Genomic DNA, 17,518 nt, shown 5'->3' with positions numbered 1-17,518 from the left:
GGGGTTTCGCTTTTCAGATCCTCCCCCTCCGGGGGAGGTGGCGCGAAGCGCCGGAGGGGGGCCGTTTTCAGCTTCCGCCAACGCTAGCCGGCTGCCGACCACTCCCCTCTCCGTCGCCTTCGGCGACACCTCTCCTACAGGGAGAGGGTCTCTTCTCAGGTCACCAGATCTTCACGCGATCTTCCGGCGCGATGTAGAGCTTGTCGCCCGGCTTGATGTCGAAGGCCTTGTACCAGCCCGGCTGGTTCCGGATCGTGCCGTTGACGCGGTAGTAGGCCGGCGAGTGCGGGTCGCTGGCGATCTGCTGCTTCAGCGCGTCGTCGCGGCTCTTCTGGCGCCACACCTGGGCCCAGCCCAGATAGACCCGCTGGTCGCCGGTGAAGCCGTCCAGCACCGGGGCCGGCTGGCCCTTCAGCGAGGCGTGGTAGGCGTCCAGCCCGAAGGACAGGCCGCCCATGTCGCCGATGTTCTCGCCCATGGTCAGCTTGCCGTTGACGTGCACGCCCGGGAACGGCTCGAAGGCCGAGTACTGGGCGCCCAGCTTGTCGGCCTGGGCGTCGAAGCGGGCGGCGTCCTGCGCCGTCCACCAGTCGCGCAGCACGCCGTCGCCGTCGGACTTGCGGCCCTGGTCATCGAAGCCGTGGCCGATCTCGTGGCCGATCACGCCGCCGATGCCGCCGTAGTTCACGGCCGGGTCGGCGTCGGGATGGAAGAACGGCGCCTGCAGGATGGCGGCCGGGAACACGATCTCGTTGTTGACCGAGTTGTAGTAGGCGTTGACCGTCTGCGGGGTCATGCCCCACTCGCTCTTGTCCACCGGCTGGTTCAGGCGCTCGACGTCATGGCGCCATTCGAAGGCGCCGGCCCGCAGGGCGTTGCCGTAGGCGTCGTCGGCGCGGATCTCCAGCTTGGAGTAGTCGCGCCACTTGTCGGGATAGCCGATCTTGACGGTGAACTTGGCCAGCTTGTCGAGGGCCTTGTCCTTGGTCTCCGGACCCATCCAGTCGAGGCTCTCGATGCGGGCCTTCAGCGCGGTGCGCAGGTTGGCCACCAGGTCGACCATCTTGGCCTTGGAGTCCGGCGGGAAGTATTCGGCCACATAGACCTTGCCGACGCTCTCGCCGAGCATGCCGTTGACCTGGGCGACGCCGCGCTTCCAGCGCGGGCGCTGCTCGGGCTGGCCCGAAAGGGTCTTGCCGCGGAACTCGAAGCTGGCGTCGGCGAAGCGCTTGGACAGCATCGGCGCGGCGCCGTCGACGACCTTGAACGCCTGCCAGGCCTTGAGGGTGTCGAGCGAGGTGTCGCCATAGATCTTGGCGAACTTCGGGAAGGCCGTGTCGGTGGTCACCACCACGCGGTCGAGCTTGGGCAGCTCGGTGCCGACCAGGTAGCGGTTCCAGTCGTAGCCCGGCGTCAGGGCCTGCAGTTCGGCCCAGGTCTTGGGATTGTAGGTCTTGTCGCGGTTGCGGCGCTCGACGCGGGTCCAGCTGGCTTCGGCCAGCTGGGTCTCGAAGGCGACGACGGCCTTGGCGCTCTCGGCCGGATTGGCCCAGCCGGCGAAGCCCAGCATCTTGGCGACATAGGCCTCGTAGGCGGTCTTCTTGTCGGCGAACTTGGCGTCGAGATAGTAGTCGCGGTCGGGCAGCGACAGGCCGCCGGCGCCGGCATAGACGGCGTAGCGGGTCGGGTTCTTGGCGTCGGTCGAGACGTAGAGGCTCAGCAGCGAGGCGAAGCCCGTGGTCGGGCTCTTGCCCATCAGGGCGGTGAACTCGTCCTTGGTCTTGACGGCCTTGACCTGCTTCAGCTCGCTGGCGATCGGGGCTGCGTCCAGCTTCTCGATGCGGGCCTCGTCCATGAAGGCCTTGTAGGCCGCGCCGACCTTGACGCTGTCGGCGTCGGTGGTCTTGCCGGCGGCGGCGCCCTCGATGATCGCGCGGGTGCGGGCTTCCGACAATTCCGACAGCTTGTCGAAGTTGCCGTAGCGCGTGCGGTCGGCGGGGATCTGGGTGGTCTCGTCCCACTTGCCGTTGGCGTACTTGTAGAAGTCGTCGCCCGGCTTGACCGAGGTGTTCATGCCCGTGAGGTCGAAGCCCCAGGCGCCGTAGCGCGGCGACTCCAGCGAAACGGCCGAGCCGCCGCCTTCCGCGCCCTGGACGAACAGCGACTGCACGGTGCAGGCGTCGTCGACGCAGGCGTGCTCTTCATGCGCCTGGGCGCCGTAGGCGGAGATCGAAAGGGCGACCGCCGCGGCGGCGCCGAACCAAGCTTTTTTCATCGAAAGGCAGATCCGTTGGAAAACCCGCGGCAATCTGCGCCGGACAGCGGAATTTCCTGCCTTAAAATTCTGTCATGTTTCCGTGAGGCGGCGCGGCGCCCCTCCAGGCGCCACGAAAGCGCCACCTTGGGTCAGTGCCGGTGCGGCTGGACCGGCGCGACCGCAGCCGCCGGTTGCGGCGGGGCCGTGCGGACCGCCATCTGCGCCTCGACCTTGCGGCCGCCGTCGAACGCCAGGGTCAGGGCCAGGCGCTCGCCCGGCTTCAGCGGGCGCTTTAGGCCCATGATCATGAAGTGGTTCCCGCCCGGGGCGAAGGCGACCTGGCCGCCCGGCGGGATCACCAGGCCCTGGCCCATGGCCCGCATCGACGAGACGCCGTCCTTCTGCGTGGTGCGATGGACTATCAGCTCGCGCGCCAGCGGGCTGGAGGCCCCGGTCAGGGTGATCGGCGTGCGGCCGCGATTGGCCAGCACCATGTAGCCGGCGCTGTTCATGCCTGCCCCCGCCACCGGCCGGGCCCAGGCCTGGCGGACGTCGACCTCAACCGCCCGCGGCGCGGCGGCGGCGAGCATGGGAGCCAGGGCCAGGACGGAGAGCAGGGGGGCGAAACGGCGCATGGGGGTGGGTCTTGACGAAGCGTTGAGAAGACGCCTTACGCCGGTTGGACGCGGGCGGCGAGCGACCGTAGGTTGGATGGAAGACCCTCCCCCTGTGGGGGAGGTGTCGGCGAAGCCGACGGAGGGGGGAGTGGCTGCGAGCTGGAGAACGTCAGCGGAAGCTGAAAACGCCCCCCCTCCGGCCCTTCGGGCCACCTCCCCCACAGGGGGAGGATCCTGGCCGTCACCGCTCCTCGACCTCTCGCGCATCGCCCCTGCCCCAGGCCGGCTGAACCGTGCTAGGCGGGGCGATCACGCTCGACGGACCACCGCATGACCGGTCAATTCACCGACACCGAACGCCGCACCACCCTGGCCGGCCTGATGATCGTCTTCCTGCTCAGCGCGCTCGACCAGACCATCGTCTCCACCGCCATGCCGCGGATCATCTCCGAACTGCACGGCCTGACGCTCTACAGCTGGGTGACCACCGCCTACCTGCTGAGCTCGACGGTGATGGTGCCGATCTGGGGCAAGCTGGGCGACATCTACGGCCGCAAGCCCATCCTGGTGATCGGCATCTCGATCTTCATGGTCGGCTCGTGGCTGTCGGGCCTGTCGGGCGAGTTCGGGACCGTCGCCGGCATGAGCGGCATGGTGCAGCTGATCGTCTTCCGCGCCCTGCAGGGCATCGGCGGCGGCGCGCTGTTCACCACCGCCTTCGCGATCATCGCCGACCTCTATCCGCCGCGCGAGCGGGGCAAGTTCGCCGGCATCTTCGGCTCGGTGTTCGGGCTGTCCAGCGTGCTGGGCCCGCTGATCGGCGGCTACTTCACCGATCACGGCACGGTGACCCTGGCCGGCCACATGGTCGCCGGCTGGCGCTGGGTGTTCTACGTCAACCTGCCGCTCTGCCTGCTGTCGCTGTTCATGATCATGGTGAAGATGCCGACCCTGCCGCATCAGCGGTCCGGCAGCATCGACTTTCTGGGCGCGGCCCTGCTGATCGCCGCCTTCGTGCCGCTGCTGCTGGCGCTGAGCCTCGGCGGCCACGACATCGCCTGGACCTCGCCCCAGAGCATCGGCCTGTTCCTCGGCGCGGCCGTGGCCCTGGCGCTGTTCGTCTATGTCGAGAGCAAGGTCTCCAACCCGATCCTGCCGCTGCGGCTGTTTACCAACCGCACCTTCGTCACCGCCAACCTGGCGGCCTTCCTGATCTCCATGGCCTTCATGGGGGTGGCGGTGTTCCTGCCGCTCTACATGCAGCTGGGCCTGGGAGTCGACGCCACCACCTCGGGCCTGGCCATGCTGCCGCTGATGGGCGGCATGATCGTCGGCTCGTCGGTGTCGGGCGTGCTGGTCACCCGCACGGGCAAGTACAAGCCGTTCATGCTGGGCGGGGCGGTGCTGCTGCTGATCGGCGTGCTGCCGATGACGCACCTGGCGAGCCTGAGCCTTGGCCTGCTGTGCGGCCTGCTGCTGGTGGTCGGCGTCGGCCTCGGCCCCAACCACAGCCTATTCAACCTGGCCTCCCAGAACGCGGTGACCCCGCGCGACATCGGCGTGGCCACCAGCTCCAACCAGTTCTTCCGCCAGATCGGCTCGACGGTGGGCGTGGCCATGGCCGGCGCCCTGCTGACCACCCAGCTGGCCAACTACGGCGGCGGCAAGCTGGACCTGGGCGCGCTGCAGGGCATGGCGCTGGAGACCGGCGTCGTCGGCGGCCATCGCGACCCGGCGCTGGGCCAGGCCCTGTCGTTCGCCGTCAGCGGCGTGATGCAGGCGGCGCTGGCGGTGATCGTGCTGGGCGTGATCGTGATCCTGTTCGTCCCCGCCCTGCCCCTGCGCTCGCGCATGCCGGCGCAGGAGCCGGTGCTGGAGAAGGAATAGAGATCCTCTCCCTGTGGGAGAGGTGTCCGCGAAGCGGACGGAGAGGGGAGCAGCTGCGAAACCGGCCTCCCCTGCGGAAGCTGAAAACGACCCCCCTCCGGCGCTTCGCGCCACCTCCCCCAGAGGGGGGGGAGGATCTTCGGGGTCTTCCCGGCCCTACAGAAACGAATACGGGTCGATGTCGATCGTCACACGCACCGAGTTGGGAACCCTGGCCCGCGCCCGCCACGCCGCCATGAACCCTGGCAGGTCGACATTGCGGCCGGCGCGGACCAGGAACCGCTTGCGGCGGCGGCCGCGCACCAGGCCCAGCGGCGCGTCGGCGGGGCCGTAGACTTCCACCCCCTCGGCGTTGGGCGTCGCCGCGGCCAGGGCCTGGACGTAGGCCTCCAGCGCCTCGGCGTCGGGGCCCGAGGCGATCACGGCCGCCAGGCGTCCGAACGGCGGCAGCCCGGCCTCCTCGCGCATGGCCATCTCGGCCTCGACGAAGGCGTCGCGATCCTGGGCCTTGAGGGCCTGCAGCACGGCGTGCTCGGGGGCGTAGGTCTGCAGGTAGGCGCGGCCGGGCTTCTCGTGGCGGCCGGCCCGGCCGGTCGCTTGCGCGAGAAGCTGGAAGGTCCGCTCTCCGGCCCGCAAATCGCCGCCGCGCAGGGAAAGGTCGGCGTCGATCACCCCCACCAGGGTCAGGTTGGGGAAGTTGTGGCCCTTGGCGGCGGCCTGGGTGGCCACCAGGATGTCGATCTCGCCGGCCGTCATCGCGTCGACCAGCGCCCGCGCCCCGGCCGGATCGAACACCGTGTCGGACGAGAACACGGCGATGCGGGCGTCGGGGAAGAGATAGCGCGCCTCCTCCTCCACCCGCTCCACGCCCGGGCCGATCGACACCAGGCTGTCCTTGGCCCCGCAGTGCGGGCAGGCCTCGGGCTTCTTCATCGAGAAGCCGGTCAGGTGGCAGACCAGGCGCCCGGTGTAGCGGTGCTCGACCAGCCAGCTGTCGCTGTCGGGCGACTTCAGCTTCTCGCCGCAGGCCCGGCACAGAACGAGCGGCGCATAGCCTCGGCGGTTGAGGAAGAGCAGGGATTGCTCGCCCTTCTGCAGGGTCAGGGACACCGCCTTGACCAGGGTCGGCGACAGCCAGCGACCAGGCTCGGGCGGATTGGCCCGCATGTCGATCAGGTGCACGTCGGGCAGCTGCGCCGCGCCGTGCCGCGCGCCCAGGCGCAGCCAGCGATAGCGGCCCTGGTGGGCGTTCCACAGGCTTTCCAGCGACGGGGTGGCCGAGGCCAGCACCACCAGCGCGCCCTCGATCTTGGCGCGGGCCACGGCCAGGTCGCGGGCCTGGTAGATGAAGCCCTCCTCCTGCTTGAACGAGCCGTCGTGCTCCTCGTCGACGACGATCAGCTTGAGGTTCGTAAACGGCAGGAACAGCGCCGAGCGGGCGCCGACCACGATGCGGGCGCGGCCGTCCGCCACCGCCTCCCAGGCCCGGCGGCGGCGCGGCGGCGAGACGCCCGAATGCCACTCGATCGGCGCGGCCCCGAAGCGCTGCTCGAAGCGGGCCATGACGGCTTGAGTGAGGGCGATCTCGGGCAGCAGCACCAGCACCTGGGCGGCCGGGTCGGCGGCCAGGGCCGCGGCGGCGACCTCGAGATAGACTTCGGTCTTGCCCGAACCGGTGACGCCGTCCAGCAGCGCGGCCTGGAAGCCGCCGGCCGCCAGCATGTCGGCCATCTCGTCGGCCGCGGCCTTTTGACTCGGGTTGAGGGTCTGGGCCGGCAGGGAAAGGTCGGGCTGGGGCACGCTGTCGTCGGCGGCGACCAGGACGGGCTCCAGCGCCCCCTCGTCGACCAGCCCCTTGACCACCCCGGCCGAGACGCCCGCCTGGCGGGCCAGCTCGGCGGCGCTCATCGGGCCGTGTTCGGCGGCCGCCAGCACCTTCAGCCGGGCCGGCGTCATGCGGCCGGGCTGGACGCCGGTCAGGGCCACGGCCTTTTCGGGCTTGGCCGCCGGGTGGCGCAGGCCGCGCAGGGCCATGGCCAGCGGCCAGCCCGGCACGTCGACGCTGTAGCGCGCGGCCCATTCGACGAAGGTGATGACGTTGGCCGGCAGGCGCGGATCGTCCACGCGGTGCAGAACCGGCTTGAGCGGCCGGTTGCCGCCCGCGCCTTCGCGCAGGGCGGTCACCACACCGCGCACGGTGCGCGGCCCCAGGGGCACGGCGACATGGTCGCCGACGGCCAGCGCCAGGCCCTCCGGCTCGGCGTAGTCGAAGGCCTCGGGCAGCGGCATGGGCAGCAGGACGGAGGCGATGCGCGGCATGAGACCCGCCTTCTGCGCCAGAAACGTCGCCGCGTCGAGACGGCTGAAGCGGTTACGACCAACGCTGTCATCAAGCCGGCGTTAACCGAAACAGGGCTTCATCGGCCTCGCCTGACGCGTGCAGGTGAACCGATGTGTGAGGGGTCATGAGCGAATCCAGCCAGGCGATGGTCCAGCCGCAGATCGATCCGGATCTGGTCCGCGACTTCCTTCGCGAGCAGCCCGACGTGCTGCGCGAGGACACCGACCTGCTCGCCGACCTGGGCCTCAAGCTCGACACCGGCAACATCGTCGAGTTCGGCCCCGCCGCCATCGCCCGCGCCGCCGCCGCCCGCGAGCGCGAGGCCGAGGTGCGCAAGACCATCGAGGACACCGCCCGCGCCAACATGTCGGCCCAGGCCCAGGTCCACGCCGCGGTCATCGACCTGCTCGACGCCCGCAACCATTCAGACCTCGCCCGCCGCGTCGACGAGATGGCCGCCCTGCGCTTCAGCCTGGCCGCCGGCACGGTGGCCCTGGAAGGCCCCGCCCGCGTGCCGGCCGGCTGGCACGCCCTGGTCGACGGCCAGGTCGACATGATCATGGGCGACCACGGCGTGGCCCGCATGGGCTTCTTCGCGCCGGCGCTCGGCCTGTTCGGCGACAAGCTCGACACCATCCGCAGCATGGCCCTGGTCCGCATGGCGCTGTGGGAGCCCTCGCGCCAGGGCGTCCTGGCCTTCGGCTCGACCGATCCCGAAGCCTTCACCCCCGACATGGGCTCCGACCTGGTGGCGTTCCTCGCCCGCGTCGTCGAGCGCACGGCCGAACGCTGGCCGGTTCCCTAATGAGATCCTCCCCCCTGGGGAGGCGGCCCAGAGGGCCGGAGGGGGGCGCTCTCAGCTTCCGCGAAGCTGGCTGGCCGTGCCCCCCCTCCCCCCTCTGTCGGCTTCGCCGACACCTCCCCCAGACGGGGAGGATCTAGATGCACGCCCGCGAAGCCCTTTCCGCCTGGCTCGCGCACCTCGCCGACGAGCGCCGCGCCTCGCCGCGCACGGTGCGGGCCTATGGCGACAACGTGCTGGCCTATCTGAACTTCATCGAGGGCCACAACGGCGGAAGCCTGTCGCTCGCCGACCTCGGCGCGGTGTCGGCCGCCGACCTGCGGGCCTATCTGGCCTTCCGCCGTTCGGGCGATCATCCGCTGTCGCCGCGCTCGGTCAGCCAGAGCCTATCGTCGATCCGCGCCTTCCACCGCTTCCTGGACGCCCGCCTTTCCACCCCCAACGCCGCCATCGGCCTGGTGCGAGGCCCGCGCATCAAGGTCGGCGCGCCGCGTCCGGTCACCGAAGACCAGGCCCGGGGCCTGCTGGCCGAGATCGCCCTCGACCCCGACCGCGACGAATGGGAGGCCGCCCGCGACGAGGCGGTGCTGACCTTGCTCTGGGGCTGCGGCCTGCGGATTTCCGAAGGCCTGTCGCTGACCCGGGCCGACGCGCCGCTGGCCGAGACCCTGCGCATCACCGGCAAGGGCGGCAAGACCCGGATCGTGCCGGTGCTCGACGCCGTGCGCGCGGCGGTCGACGCCTATCTGGCCGTCCTGCCCTTCGTGCTGTCGCCCAACGAGCCGCTCTTCCGCGCCAAGCGCGGCGGGCCGCTGTCGCCGCGCCACGTGCAGGCGGCGATGCAGCTGCTGCGCGGGCGGCTGGGCCTTTCCGACCGCGCCACGCCGCACGCCCTGCGGCACAGCTTCGCCACCCACCTGCTGGGGGCCGGCGCCGACCTGCGCTCGATCCAGGACCTGCTGGGCCACGCCTCGTTGTCGACCACCCAGCGCTACACCCAGGTCGACGCCGAGGGGCTGCTGGCGGCGTATGGGAAGGCGCATCCTCGGGCTTAGGCTAGCGCGCCTTACCCTCCCCCCGTCATCCCGGAAGCCGCGCGGCATGGGTCCCGGCTCTTCGCTACGCTCCGGCCGGGATGACGAGCTTGGAGATCAGGAAAGATCCCGCTCCTCCAGCGCCGCCAACAGCGCGGCCAGGCGATCCACTTCCGACTGCAGGGCCGGGTCGAGGCGGGCCCTGGGCGGGTTGGCGTTGACGTAGACCAAGTTCACCGTCTCGTTGGGATCGGCGACCAGGTCGTACAGCTCCCATTCCTGCTCGACGCGGCCCGACGGGTCGAAATAGCGGGTCAGCTTGTGGGTCAGGGTGCGCACCGAGCGCACGTGGTTGGGCTGGCGCACCGAGCCGGGGGCGATGTCCACCGGCGGCCGCCCCGGACGGCCTTTCCGCAGCTTCTCCACCGCCACGTCGAACACCGCGTACTCCTTCTCGCACTTGGTGTTGTGCGGGTTGTTCAGCGGCGCCAGGGGCGCGGTGATCTCGTCGTCGGTGATGAACAGCACGCCCAGCCGCTCGCTGCCGTCGGGCTCGATCACCCGGTCGGTCTCGCCCCGGATCAGCGGCGCCAGGTTGGCCCCCGGCAGCGGCGGCGTGGGCCGGCTCTTGGCCAGCACGCCGGCGATGGCGTCGCGCTCGGCCTCGCCCACCCCGGCCAGGCCCAGGATGGTCGGCACGATGTCGGCGTGGCTGGTCAGGGCCTCCTTGGCCAGCGGAACGCCTTCCGGCAGCCCGGCCGGCGCGAGCGACGGCGGGAAGCGCACGACCACCGGCACGTGCAGCACCTCCTGATAGGCCGTGTGCCACTTCTCCAGCATCATGCCGTGGGCGCCGGCCATCTCGCCGTGGTCGGTGAGGAAGACGACGATGGTGTTGTCGGCCTGGCCCGTGGCGTCCAGCGTCTCGAGCACGGCGGCGATGTGCACGTCGACCACGCTGTGCAGCCAGCCATAGAGCTGGACGAAGGCCTTCACCCCGCCGCGCGGATCGTCCGTCAGCTGGAACGGGATCGGCCCCTGGAGGGCGATGTCGGCCGCCGCCTCCAGCGCCTTGTCCGTATCGGTGATCCCCATGCCCCGCGCGACGTTGAAGCCGGTCTTGGAATTGAGGGCCAGGCCCATCTTCCAGGCGTAGTCGTGCTGGGCCGAGGGCTTGGTCGACAGGTCCTCGTCCCAGGTCGGCGGCACGTGTCCGCAGTCCTGGGCAAAGCCGCCGGGATTGAGCGGCACGGTGGCCGTGCCGCCGGTCGGCGTCGGCGTCCGCTGGCCCTGCAGCGGCACGGTCAGCGGCTGGAAGATCCCCTGCACGCCGCCGCCGTCGGGCGTAGGCAGGGCCTGGCCGATCACCGCCGGATAGGTGGCGATGTCGTGGGGGTTGGTGAACGAGGCCACGGCGAACCACGGCTTCAGGTTTTCCGGATCGGGGCCCGAGGCGTAGGGGTCGTGCGACTGGGCGGTGGCGACGGCCCGGTCGTAGTTCACCGCCAGGGCCTGGCGGCGGATGAAGGCGCAGGCGGTGTCGGAAAAGCCGGCGTCGCGATAGAGGCCCAGATTGTTGATCGCCGCGCCGTGCGGCTCGGGCCAGCTTTCTTCCCAGTCGTCGAAGCCGTAGTCCTCCAGCGTGTGGCGAGCCGGGTCGCTGACGTGCCACTTGCCGAAATAGTGGGTGGTGTAGCCGGCCTGGCGCATCCAGTCGCCCAGCGTCGGGATGCCGTCGGCGGCCAGCCAGGGGAAGTTGGGCGAGTCCCCGCTCTTGAACAGGCCGTCGGTCTGGGTGACGCCGGTGCGCGTGCCGTACTGGCCGGTGTAGATCACCGTCCGGCTGGGCGTGCAGGCGCTGGCGGCGATGGTATGGTTGGCCAGCAGCACGGCGTTGTCGCGCAGGGCCGAAAGGCCCGGGAAGTGCTGGATGTAGGCGTTGTCCGGCTTCAGCGGCTGAAAGCCCAGCACGTCCTTGAGCCCTTCGGCCAGGCCGTGGGCCGCCCCGTAGGACAGGCGCGGAAAGCGATACTGGTCGCAGGTGATCAGCAGGATGTTGGGTCGCTTGGTCATGTCGGCCTCCCCTCGGACGCTCGCCGGCCCGAATGTCGGCAAGCTGACGCTGAAGTTGTGACACGACTGTGCTCGCCTTCACAGAACGGCGATTTCACCACCGCCTCGCCGCGCCGGAAAACCGTCGTTCGGCCTGCGACAAGGAGTCGCGCGGGTTGGGGAAAACGCCGCGCTTAACCACGCTTTTACCGCGCGCCCTGCTTTGTGGATCCAAAGATGAAACACCTCCGCGGCGCTCGACGCGCGAGAGGACGCTGAAAGCGGGACAGTCCTGATGAAGCTCGACGATCTGAAGATCGCCACCAAGGTGATGCTGCCGGCCATCGTGCTGGCCGTGGTCGCCATCGCCTGCGTGGGCATCGGCGTATGGCAGCAGAAGAAGCTGGAAGCCGCCGCGTCCAACATCGTGCAGCAGCGCGCTCCGGCCGAGCTGGAGATGGCCCGCTTCAACCGCCGCGTCGCCAGCATCGGCTACGCCGCCTATCGCACCGTCGCCAACGAGGGCGCGTCCGACGCGGCCAAGCAGGCCTCGCAGGAGATCGACGACGCGCTGAAGAGCGGCAACGAGCGCCTGGACGCCGTCGTCAAGGCCGATCCGAGCACCGCCAAGGACGTCGCCGGCTTCCGCAACCGCTTCAAGAAGGTCTACGACAGCGGCCGCCAGGGCGCGGACCTGGGCCTGCAGGACGCCAACGAAGCCGGCATCATGGTCATGGCCGTGATCGATCCGGACATCACCGCCCTGACCAAGGACGTGTCGGACTGGACCGACAAGCACACCGCCGAAACCAAGGCGATCATCGGCAAGGCTCAGAAGGACGCCCGGACGGGCATCATCGTGACCCTGCTGTTCGGCCTGATCTCGGCCGCCGCCGCCCTGGCCTACGCCGTGTGGATCGGCCGCGCCAAGATCTCGCGCCCGCTGGTCCAGCTGTCCAAGACCATGGAAATCCTGGCCCAGGGCTCGGTGGACGTCGAGGTCGCCGGCGCCCAGCGCCGTGACGAGGTCGGCGCCATGGCCCGCTCGGTCCAGGTGTTCAAGGACAACGCCCTGGCCCTGCGCACCGCCGAGGCCGCCCAGCAGCGCGCCGCCGCCGAGACCGAGGCCGAGCGCCGCCGCAACGAACAGGTTCGCGAAGCCGCCGCCAAGGAGCAGGCCTTCGTGATGGAAGAGATCGCCACCGGCCTGAACCGCCTGGCCGAAGGCGACCTGACCTACCGCGTCGACGCCGATTTCCCGGCCGACTACAAGCGCCTGCAGTCCGACTTCAACGGCGCCATCGCCCAGATGGAAGAGGCGATGCGCACCATCGTCCACGCCGCCAACGGCATCGGCGCCGGCAGCGACGAGATCGCCTCGGCCGCCGACGACCTGTCGCGCCGCAGCGAGCAGCAGGCCGCCAGCCTCGAGGAAACCGCCGCCGCCCTCGACGAGATCACCGCCACGGTGAAGCGCTCGTCGGCCGGCGCCCAGGAGGCCTCGCGCGTGGTCAGCTCGACCCGCACCGACGCCGAACGCTCCAGCGTCGTCGTCAAGGGCGCCGTCGACGCCATGCAGCAGATCGAGAAGTCCTCGACCGAGATCAGCCAGATCATCGGCGTGATCGACGAGATCGCCTTCCAGACCAACCTCCTGGCCCTGAACGCCGGCGTCGAAGCCGCTCGCGCCGGCGACGCGGGCAAGGGCTTCGCGGTCGTCGCCCAGGAAGTGCGGGCTCTCGCCCAGCGCTCAGCCGAAGCGGCCAAGGAGATCAAGACCCTGATCTCGACCTCGTCCCAGCAGGTCAATCAGGGCGTGTCGATGGTCGGCCAGACCGGCGAGGCCCTGCAGGCCATCGTCAGCAAGGTCGGCGAGATCGACGCCCTGGTCAGCGAGATCGCGGCCTCGGGCCAGGAGCAGGCCACCGGCCTCAACCAGGTCAACGCCGCCGTCAACCAGATGGACCAGACCGTCCAGCAGAACGCCGCCATGGTCGAGCAGTCGACCGCGGCCAGCCACTCGCTGAAGGGCGAGGCCAACGGCCTGATGCAGATGATCTCGCGCTTCCAGGTCTCGGGCGCCGAAGCCCGTCGCGCTTCGGCCGGCGGCGGTTCGACCCGCCGCGCCGCCGCGCCGCCGCCCGTCTCGCGTCCGGCTCCGGCCGCCGCCAAGCCGGCCGTGTCGCTGGCCGGCGCCGACAGCCGCCCGGGCGTCAACCCGGTCCGCTCGGCCCAGGCCAAGCTCGCCGCCTTCGCCTCGTCGGCGCCCGCCGCCAGCAGCGACGACTGGGAAGAATTCTGATCGCGTAACCGCCCCGCGTACCGGGGGCGCATCCTCCCTGAACTTCGAAGCCCCGCCGGTGCAAGCCGGCGGGGTTTTCTTTTTCATGGAGACGCGACGGCGCGCCTGCGAGGCCCCTCTCCCTGAAGGGAGAGGTGTCGGCGAAGCCGACGGAGAGGGAAGCCGCCACGGCATGGCCGCCACTCTGAAAGCTGAAAACGCCCCGCTCCGGCCCTTCGGGCCGCCTCCCCCAGAGGGGGAGGATCCTGCTACCGCGCCCGCCGCACTCTCATCGGCGCATCGACCGGACAGCCGTCGATGCTGCGCATCACGGCATAGCGCAGGCTTGAGCGGGGCTCGTTGGAGAGGGGGCGGGCCTTGTCCTGGCCCTTGGGTTCGTCGGTCGGCGTAACCTTGGCCAGCGGGCAACCCGGCTTGAGCGGACGGATCACGCGGCCGTCCTCGATGCGGGCGGGCGGAGGCGGAGCGTCGGCCTGCAGCGCGGGACCCGGCGTCACCGGCAGGACGTGGACGTGGTCGGCGGGCGCGGCCTGCACGGCGGCGGCCAGCAGCATAGCGGACAAAAGCATGGCGGGGCTCCGTTGCCGAAACCCCGCCACTGTGCGCCCGATCGCCCGGGCGCGCTTCTTCTTAATTAGAGGACAGACGCGAGGCCTTAGGCCTGCATCGTCCAGCCTTCGACGCCCATGGCCGCCTGGCGGATGGCTTCCGAGCGGGTCGGGTGCGGGTGGCAGGTGCGGGCGACGTCTTCCGACGAGCCGCCGAACTCCATGGCCACGCAGATCTCGGCGATCATGTCGCCGACATTGGGACCCACGGCGTGGGCGCCCAGGATGCGGTCGGTCTTGGCGTCGGCCAGCACCTTCACGAAGCCGTCGGTCTCGTGGTTGATCTTGGCGCGGCTGTTGGCCAGGAACGGGAACTTGCCGACCTTGTAGGCGACGCCCGAGGCCTTCAGCTCGTCTTCGGTCTTACCGACGGTGGCGACTTCCGGCTTGGTGTAGATGACGCCCGGGATGATGTCGTAGTTCACGTGGCCGGCCTTGCCCGCGATCAGCTCGATGCAGGCCACGGCCTCGTCCTCGGCCTTGTGGGCCAGCATCGGACCCGAGGTCACGTCGCCGATGACCCAGATCCCGTCGACGCCGGTCTTGTAGTGGTCGTTGGCGATCACGCCGCGCTTGTCGGGGGTGATGCCCACGGTTTCCAGACCCAGGCCTTGGGTGAACGGGCGACGGCCGATGGCCACCAGCACGTAGTCGGCCTGCAGGGTTTCGGCGTCGCCGCCGGCGACCGGCTCCAGGGTCAGCTGGGCCTGCTTGCCGTTGTCGGTCGCGCCGGTGACCTTGGCGCCGAGCTTGAACTTGAAGCCCTGCTTGCCGAGGATCTTCTGGAAGGCGTTGGCCACTTCGGTGTCGGTGCCCGGCAGGATGCGGTCCAGGTATTCGACGACGGTGACTTCCGCGCCCAGGCGACGCCACACCGAACCCAGCTCCAGGCCGATGACGCCGGCGCCGACCACGATCAGGCTCTTGGGAACGGTCGGCAGGGACAGGGCGCCCGTCGAGTCGACGATGCGGCCGGCGTTGTCGACGGTCACGCCCGGCAGCGGGGTCGGCTCCGAGCCGGTGGCGATGACGATGTGCTTGGTCTCGAGCGTGCGCTCGCTGCCGTCCTCGGCCTTGACGACGACCTTGCCGGGTCCGTCGATGCGGCCCCAGCCCTTCACGTACTCGACCTTGTTCTTCTTCATGATGAACTCGACGCCCTTGGTCAGGGCTTCGACGCTCTCGGCCTTCTGGGCCATCATCTGGTCGAGGTTCAGCTTCGGCTTCACTTCGATGCCGAGCTTGGCGAATTCGCCGTTGGCGGCGGCGTCAAAGTATTCCGAGGCGTGCAGCAGGGCCTTGGAGGGCATGCAGCCGACGTTCAGGCAGGTGCCGCCCAGCTTGCCGCGACCTTCGACGATGGCCGCCTTCAGGCCCAGCTGGCCAGCGCGGGTCGCCGCGTTGTAGCCGCCGGGGCCGCCCCCGATGATGACGACGTCGTATTGGGCCATGGGATCTTCGCCTTGCAGCAACGCGCCAGGAACGGCGCCGGACAGAAATATGGTGTCGGCAAGACGCTTTGGCAGGCCTTGCCGAGGCGGGGCTACTCCTAGTGCGGCGGGGGACAAAACGGAACCCGTTTTTCGCCCCTAAGCACGATCGGAAAAGGGAAATTCGGCCTGGCCGCCCTCGTCTTGAACAGGCGCGCCCTGCCCGCCCGCCGGGCACGTTCTTGCCGGCCGCCCACTTTTCCGAACCGTCCTTGCCGGGAGCTTGGCCATGCTCTAGCCATTTCGGCCTCACCGGAGCGCGCCATGCCGCGCGTGCTCCAGATTCCAGACGGCAAGGCGCTCCGGTTCAGGTCGAGCCGGACGGCGTTCGGGAGGCGACATTGCTCAGCACTTGGAAGTCGTGGACCGCGGGGGCGGCCCTCGCGATCGGCATGATGGCCGGCGGACCGGTCATGGCGCAGGACGCCAAGCCCGACGCTCCGGCCAAAGGCGCTCCGGCCGCCGAACTGCCCGCCTTCCCGGCCGACAAGTCGGTCAAGCAGACCACGGTGCTGGCCGGCAGGACGCTGTCCTACACCGCCATCGTCGGCTCGCTGCCGGTGCGCGACGAGAAGGGCAAGAAGATCGCCGAGGTGGTGTTCACCGCCTACACCCTGGACGGCCCGCGCGATCCGAACCGTCCGGTGACCTTCGCCTTCAACGGCGGCCCCGGCGCGGCCTCGGTCTATCTGAACTTCGCGCTCGGTCCCAAACGCGTGCAGTTCGGCGCCGAGGGCGACAGCCCGTCGGCCCCCACGCGCCTGCAGGACAATCCGGCCAGCTGGATGGACTTCACCGATCTGGTCTTCATCGACGCCGTCGGCACCGGCTTCTCGCGCAGCCTGACCACGCCCGAGGAGACCAAGAAGCGCTTCTACGGCGTCAAGCAGGACATCGACTACCTGTCGCGCATCGTCTTCGACTGGCTGGTCAAGAACGAGCGCCTGCAGTCGCCCAAGTACATCGTCGGCGAAAGCTACGGCGGCTTCCGCGGCCCGCGCCTGACCTACACCCTGCAGACCGACTACGGCGTCGGGATCAGCGGCCTCGTCCTGGTCTCGCCGCTGCTGTCGAGCGCCGGCCGCACGGCCCAGGAAATCTCGCCCCTGCCGTCGATGTGGACCCTGCCCTCGATCGCCGCCGCCAAGCTGGAACGCGAAGGCAAGCTGACCCCGGCCGCCATCAAGGAGGTCGAGGACTACACGCGCGGCGAATACATGGTCGACCTGATGAAGGGCTCCGACCCGGCCGCCCTGGATCGCCTGACCACCAAGGTCTCGGCCATGACCGGCCTTGATCCCACCTATGTGCGTCGCGCCGGCGGCCGGCTGGAGACCCAGTCGTTCCTGCGCGAGGTGTTCCGCCAGACGGGCCGCCTGGGCAGCCGCTACGACAGCAACGTCACGTCGCTGGATCCCTTCCCGTTCGCGCCCGAGCAGGAGATCAACGATCCGATCCTCGACTCGATCATCGCCCCGACCACCAGCGCCATCGTCGACTTCACCACCCGCACCGTCGGCTGGAAGGTCGAGGGCCGCTACGACGCGCTGTCGGGCGAGGTGAACCAGGCCTGGGACCGCGGCCGCGGCCCCGACACCGAGTCCGTCACCGACCTGCGCAAGTCGGTCTCGGTCGACCCCAAGCTGAAGGTGCTGATCGTCCACGGCTACAACGACCTGTCGTGCCCGTTCTTCGCCTCGCGCCTGGTGGTCGACGCCATGCCGGCCACGGCCAATGGCCGCGTGACCCTGTCCAACTACGCCGGCGGCCACATGTTCTACAGCCGTCCCGACAGCGGCGCGGCCTTCCGCGCGGACGTGAAGAAGCTGTACGGCGCGAACTGACGCACCTTGCGTGGCCCTCGCCCTTCGACAGGCTCAGGGTGAGGACCAAGGCAGAAGCGTCGCATTAGAAAACCTCATCCTGAGCTTGTCGAAGGACGAGGTTTTCGCGGAGTACGACTAGTCAGATGGCCGTCCCGGGAGACCGGGGCGGCCTTTGCCTTGTCCGCTCCACAACCAGGACCGCATACCACCCCGCAGAAAAACTGGCCGGTCGCGGAGCCATTCTCCATTTCACCGATAGGAATAGGTAGATATCACCGCACCCCAATCGCCGAATGGCGTTA

11 protein-coding genes are annotated in these 17,518 nt (G+C 69.8%); 5 read left to right on the top strand and 6 right to left on the bottom strand.

Features of this window, described 5'->3' with window-relative positions; all coding sequences use genetic code 11:
• Positions 1 to 160: 160 nt before the first annotated feature.
• Both C1707_RS07575 and C1707_RS07570 read right to left on the bottom strand, forming a co-directional pair.
• Entirely contained in the window at positions 161 to 2,275 is a 2,115-nt protein-coding gene (locus C1707_RS07575) for a M13 family metallopeptidase (RefSeq protein ID WP_101714056.1), read from the bottom strand.
• Between the two features lie 131 nt (positions 2,276 to 2,406).
• Entirely contained in the window at positions 2,407 to 2,892 is a 486-nt protein-coding gene (locus C1707_RS07570) for a copper chaperone PCu(A)C (protein WP_164467300.1), read from the bottom strand.
• Between the two features lie 312 nt (positions 2,893 to 3,204).
• Between C1707_RS07570 and C1707_RS07565 the strand changes: the two genes are divergently transcribed.
• Positions 3,205 to 4,761 (top strand): MDR family MFS transporter, encoded by a 1,557-nt coding sequence (locus C1707_RS07565; RefSeq protein WP_101714058.1) that lies wholly within the window; start codon positions 3,205 to 3,207, stop codon positions 4,759 to 4,761.
• Between the two features lie 156 nt (positions 4,762 to 4,917).
• Here C1707_RS07565 and C1707_RS07560 read toward each other — a convergent pair whose 3' ends face one another.
• The gene (locus C1707_RS07560) at positions 4,918 to 7,080 is read right to left on the bottom strand and encodes a primosomal protein N' (protein WP_101714059.1); all 2,163 of its coding nucleotides are present in this window, start codon (positions 7,078 to 7,080) and stop codon (positions 4,918 to 4,920) included.
• A 146-nt stretch (positions 7,081 to 7,226) separates the two neighbouring features.
• On the opposite strand from C1707_RS07560, the gene C1707_RS07555 reads away from it, so the two are divergent.
• Positions 7,227 to 7,907, top strand: coding sequence for a DUF484 family protein (locus C1707_RS07555; protein ID WP_101714060.1), 681 nt, complete (start codon positions 7,227 to 7,229; stop codon positions 7,905 to 7,907).
• A gap of 137 nt (positions 7,908 to 8,044) precedes the next feature.
• On the top strand, positions 8,045 to 8,959 hold the full coding sequence (locus C1707_RS07550) for a tyrosine recombinase XerC (RefSeq protein WP_101714061.1): 915 nt from the start codon (positions 8,045 to 8,047) through the stop codon (positions 8,957 to 8,959).
• Between the two features lie 96 nt (positions 8,960 to 9,055).
• Here C1707_RS07550 and C1707_RS07545 read toward each other — a convergent pair whose 3' ends face one another.
• Positions 9,056 to 11,011, bottom strand: a complete 1,956-nt coding sequence (locus C1707_RS07545; protein WP_101714062.1) for a sulfatase-like hydrolase/transferase — start codon at positions 11,009 to 11,011, stop codon at positions 9,056 to 9,058.
• A gap of 274 nt (positions 11,012 to 11,285) precedes the next feature.
• On the opposite strand from C1707_RS07545, the gene C1707_RS07540 reads away from it, so the two are divergent.
• The gene (locus C1707_RS07540) at positions 11,286 to 13,292 is read left to right on the top strand and encodes a methyl-accepting chemotaxis protein (protein WP_101714063.1); all 2,007 of its coding nucleotides are present in this window, start codon (positions 11,286 to 11,288) and stop codon (positions 13,290 to 13,292) included.
• A gap of 248 nt (positions 13,293 to 13,540) precedes the next feature.
• Here the strand turns inward: C1707_RS07540 and C1707_RS07535 are convergent, their stop codons facing one another.
• The gene (locus tag C1707_RS07535) at positions 13,541 to 13,861 is read right to left on the bottom strand and encodes a hypothetical protein (RefSeq protein ID WP_145998426.1); all 321 of its coding nucleotides are present in this window, start codon (positions 13,859 to 13,861) and stop codon (positions 13,541 to 13,543) included.
• 86 nt (positions 13,862 to 13,947) lie between these two features.
• The gene (gene lpdA, locus C1707_RS07530) at positions 13,948 to 15,351 is read right to left on the bottom strand and encodes a dihydrolipoyl dehydrogenase (protein WP_101714065.1); all 1,404 of its coding nucleotides are present in this window, start codon (positions 15,349 to 15,351) and stop codon (positions 13,948 to 13,950) included.
• Between the two features lie 431 nt (positions 15,352 to 15,782).
• Here lpdA and C1707_RS07525 point away from each other — a divergent pair, with 431 nt between their 5' ends.
• A complete protein-coding gene (locus C1707_RS07525) occupies positions 15,783 to 17,234 on the top strand; it encodes a S10 family peptidase (protein WP_101714066.1) in 1,452 nt (483 codons plus the stop codon).
• The last annotated feature ends 284 nt before the right edge of the window (positions 17,235 to 17,518 follow it).

It is taken from the genome of Caulobacter flavus (assembly GCF_003722335.1).
Taxonomy (GTDB): domain Bacteria; phylum Pseudomonadota; class Alphaproteobacteria; order Caulobacterales; family Caulobacteraceae; genus Caulobacter; species Caulobacter flavus.
The sequence above is the reverse complement of the archived record's forward strand: the minus strand, read 5'-3'. Positions and strand labels throughout refer to the sequence as shown.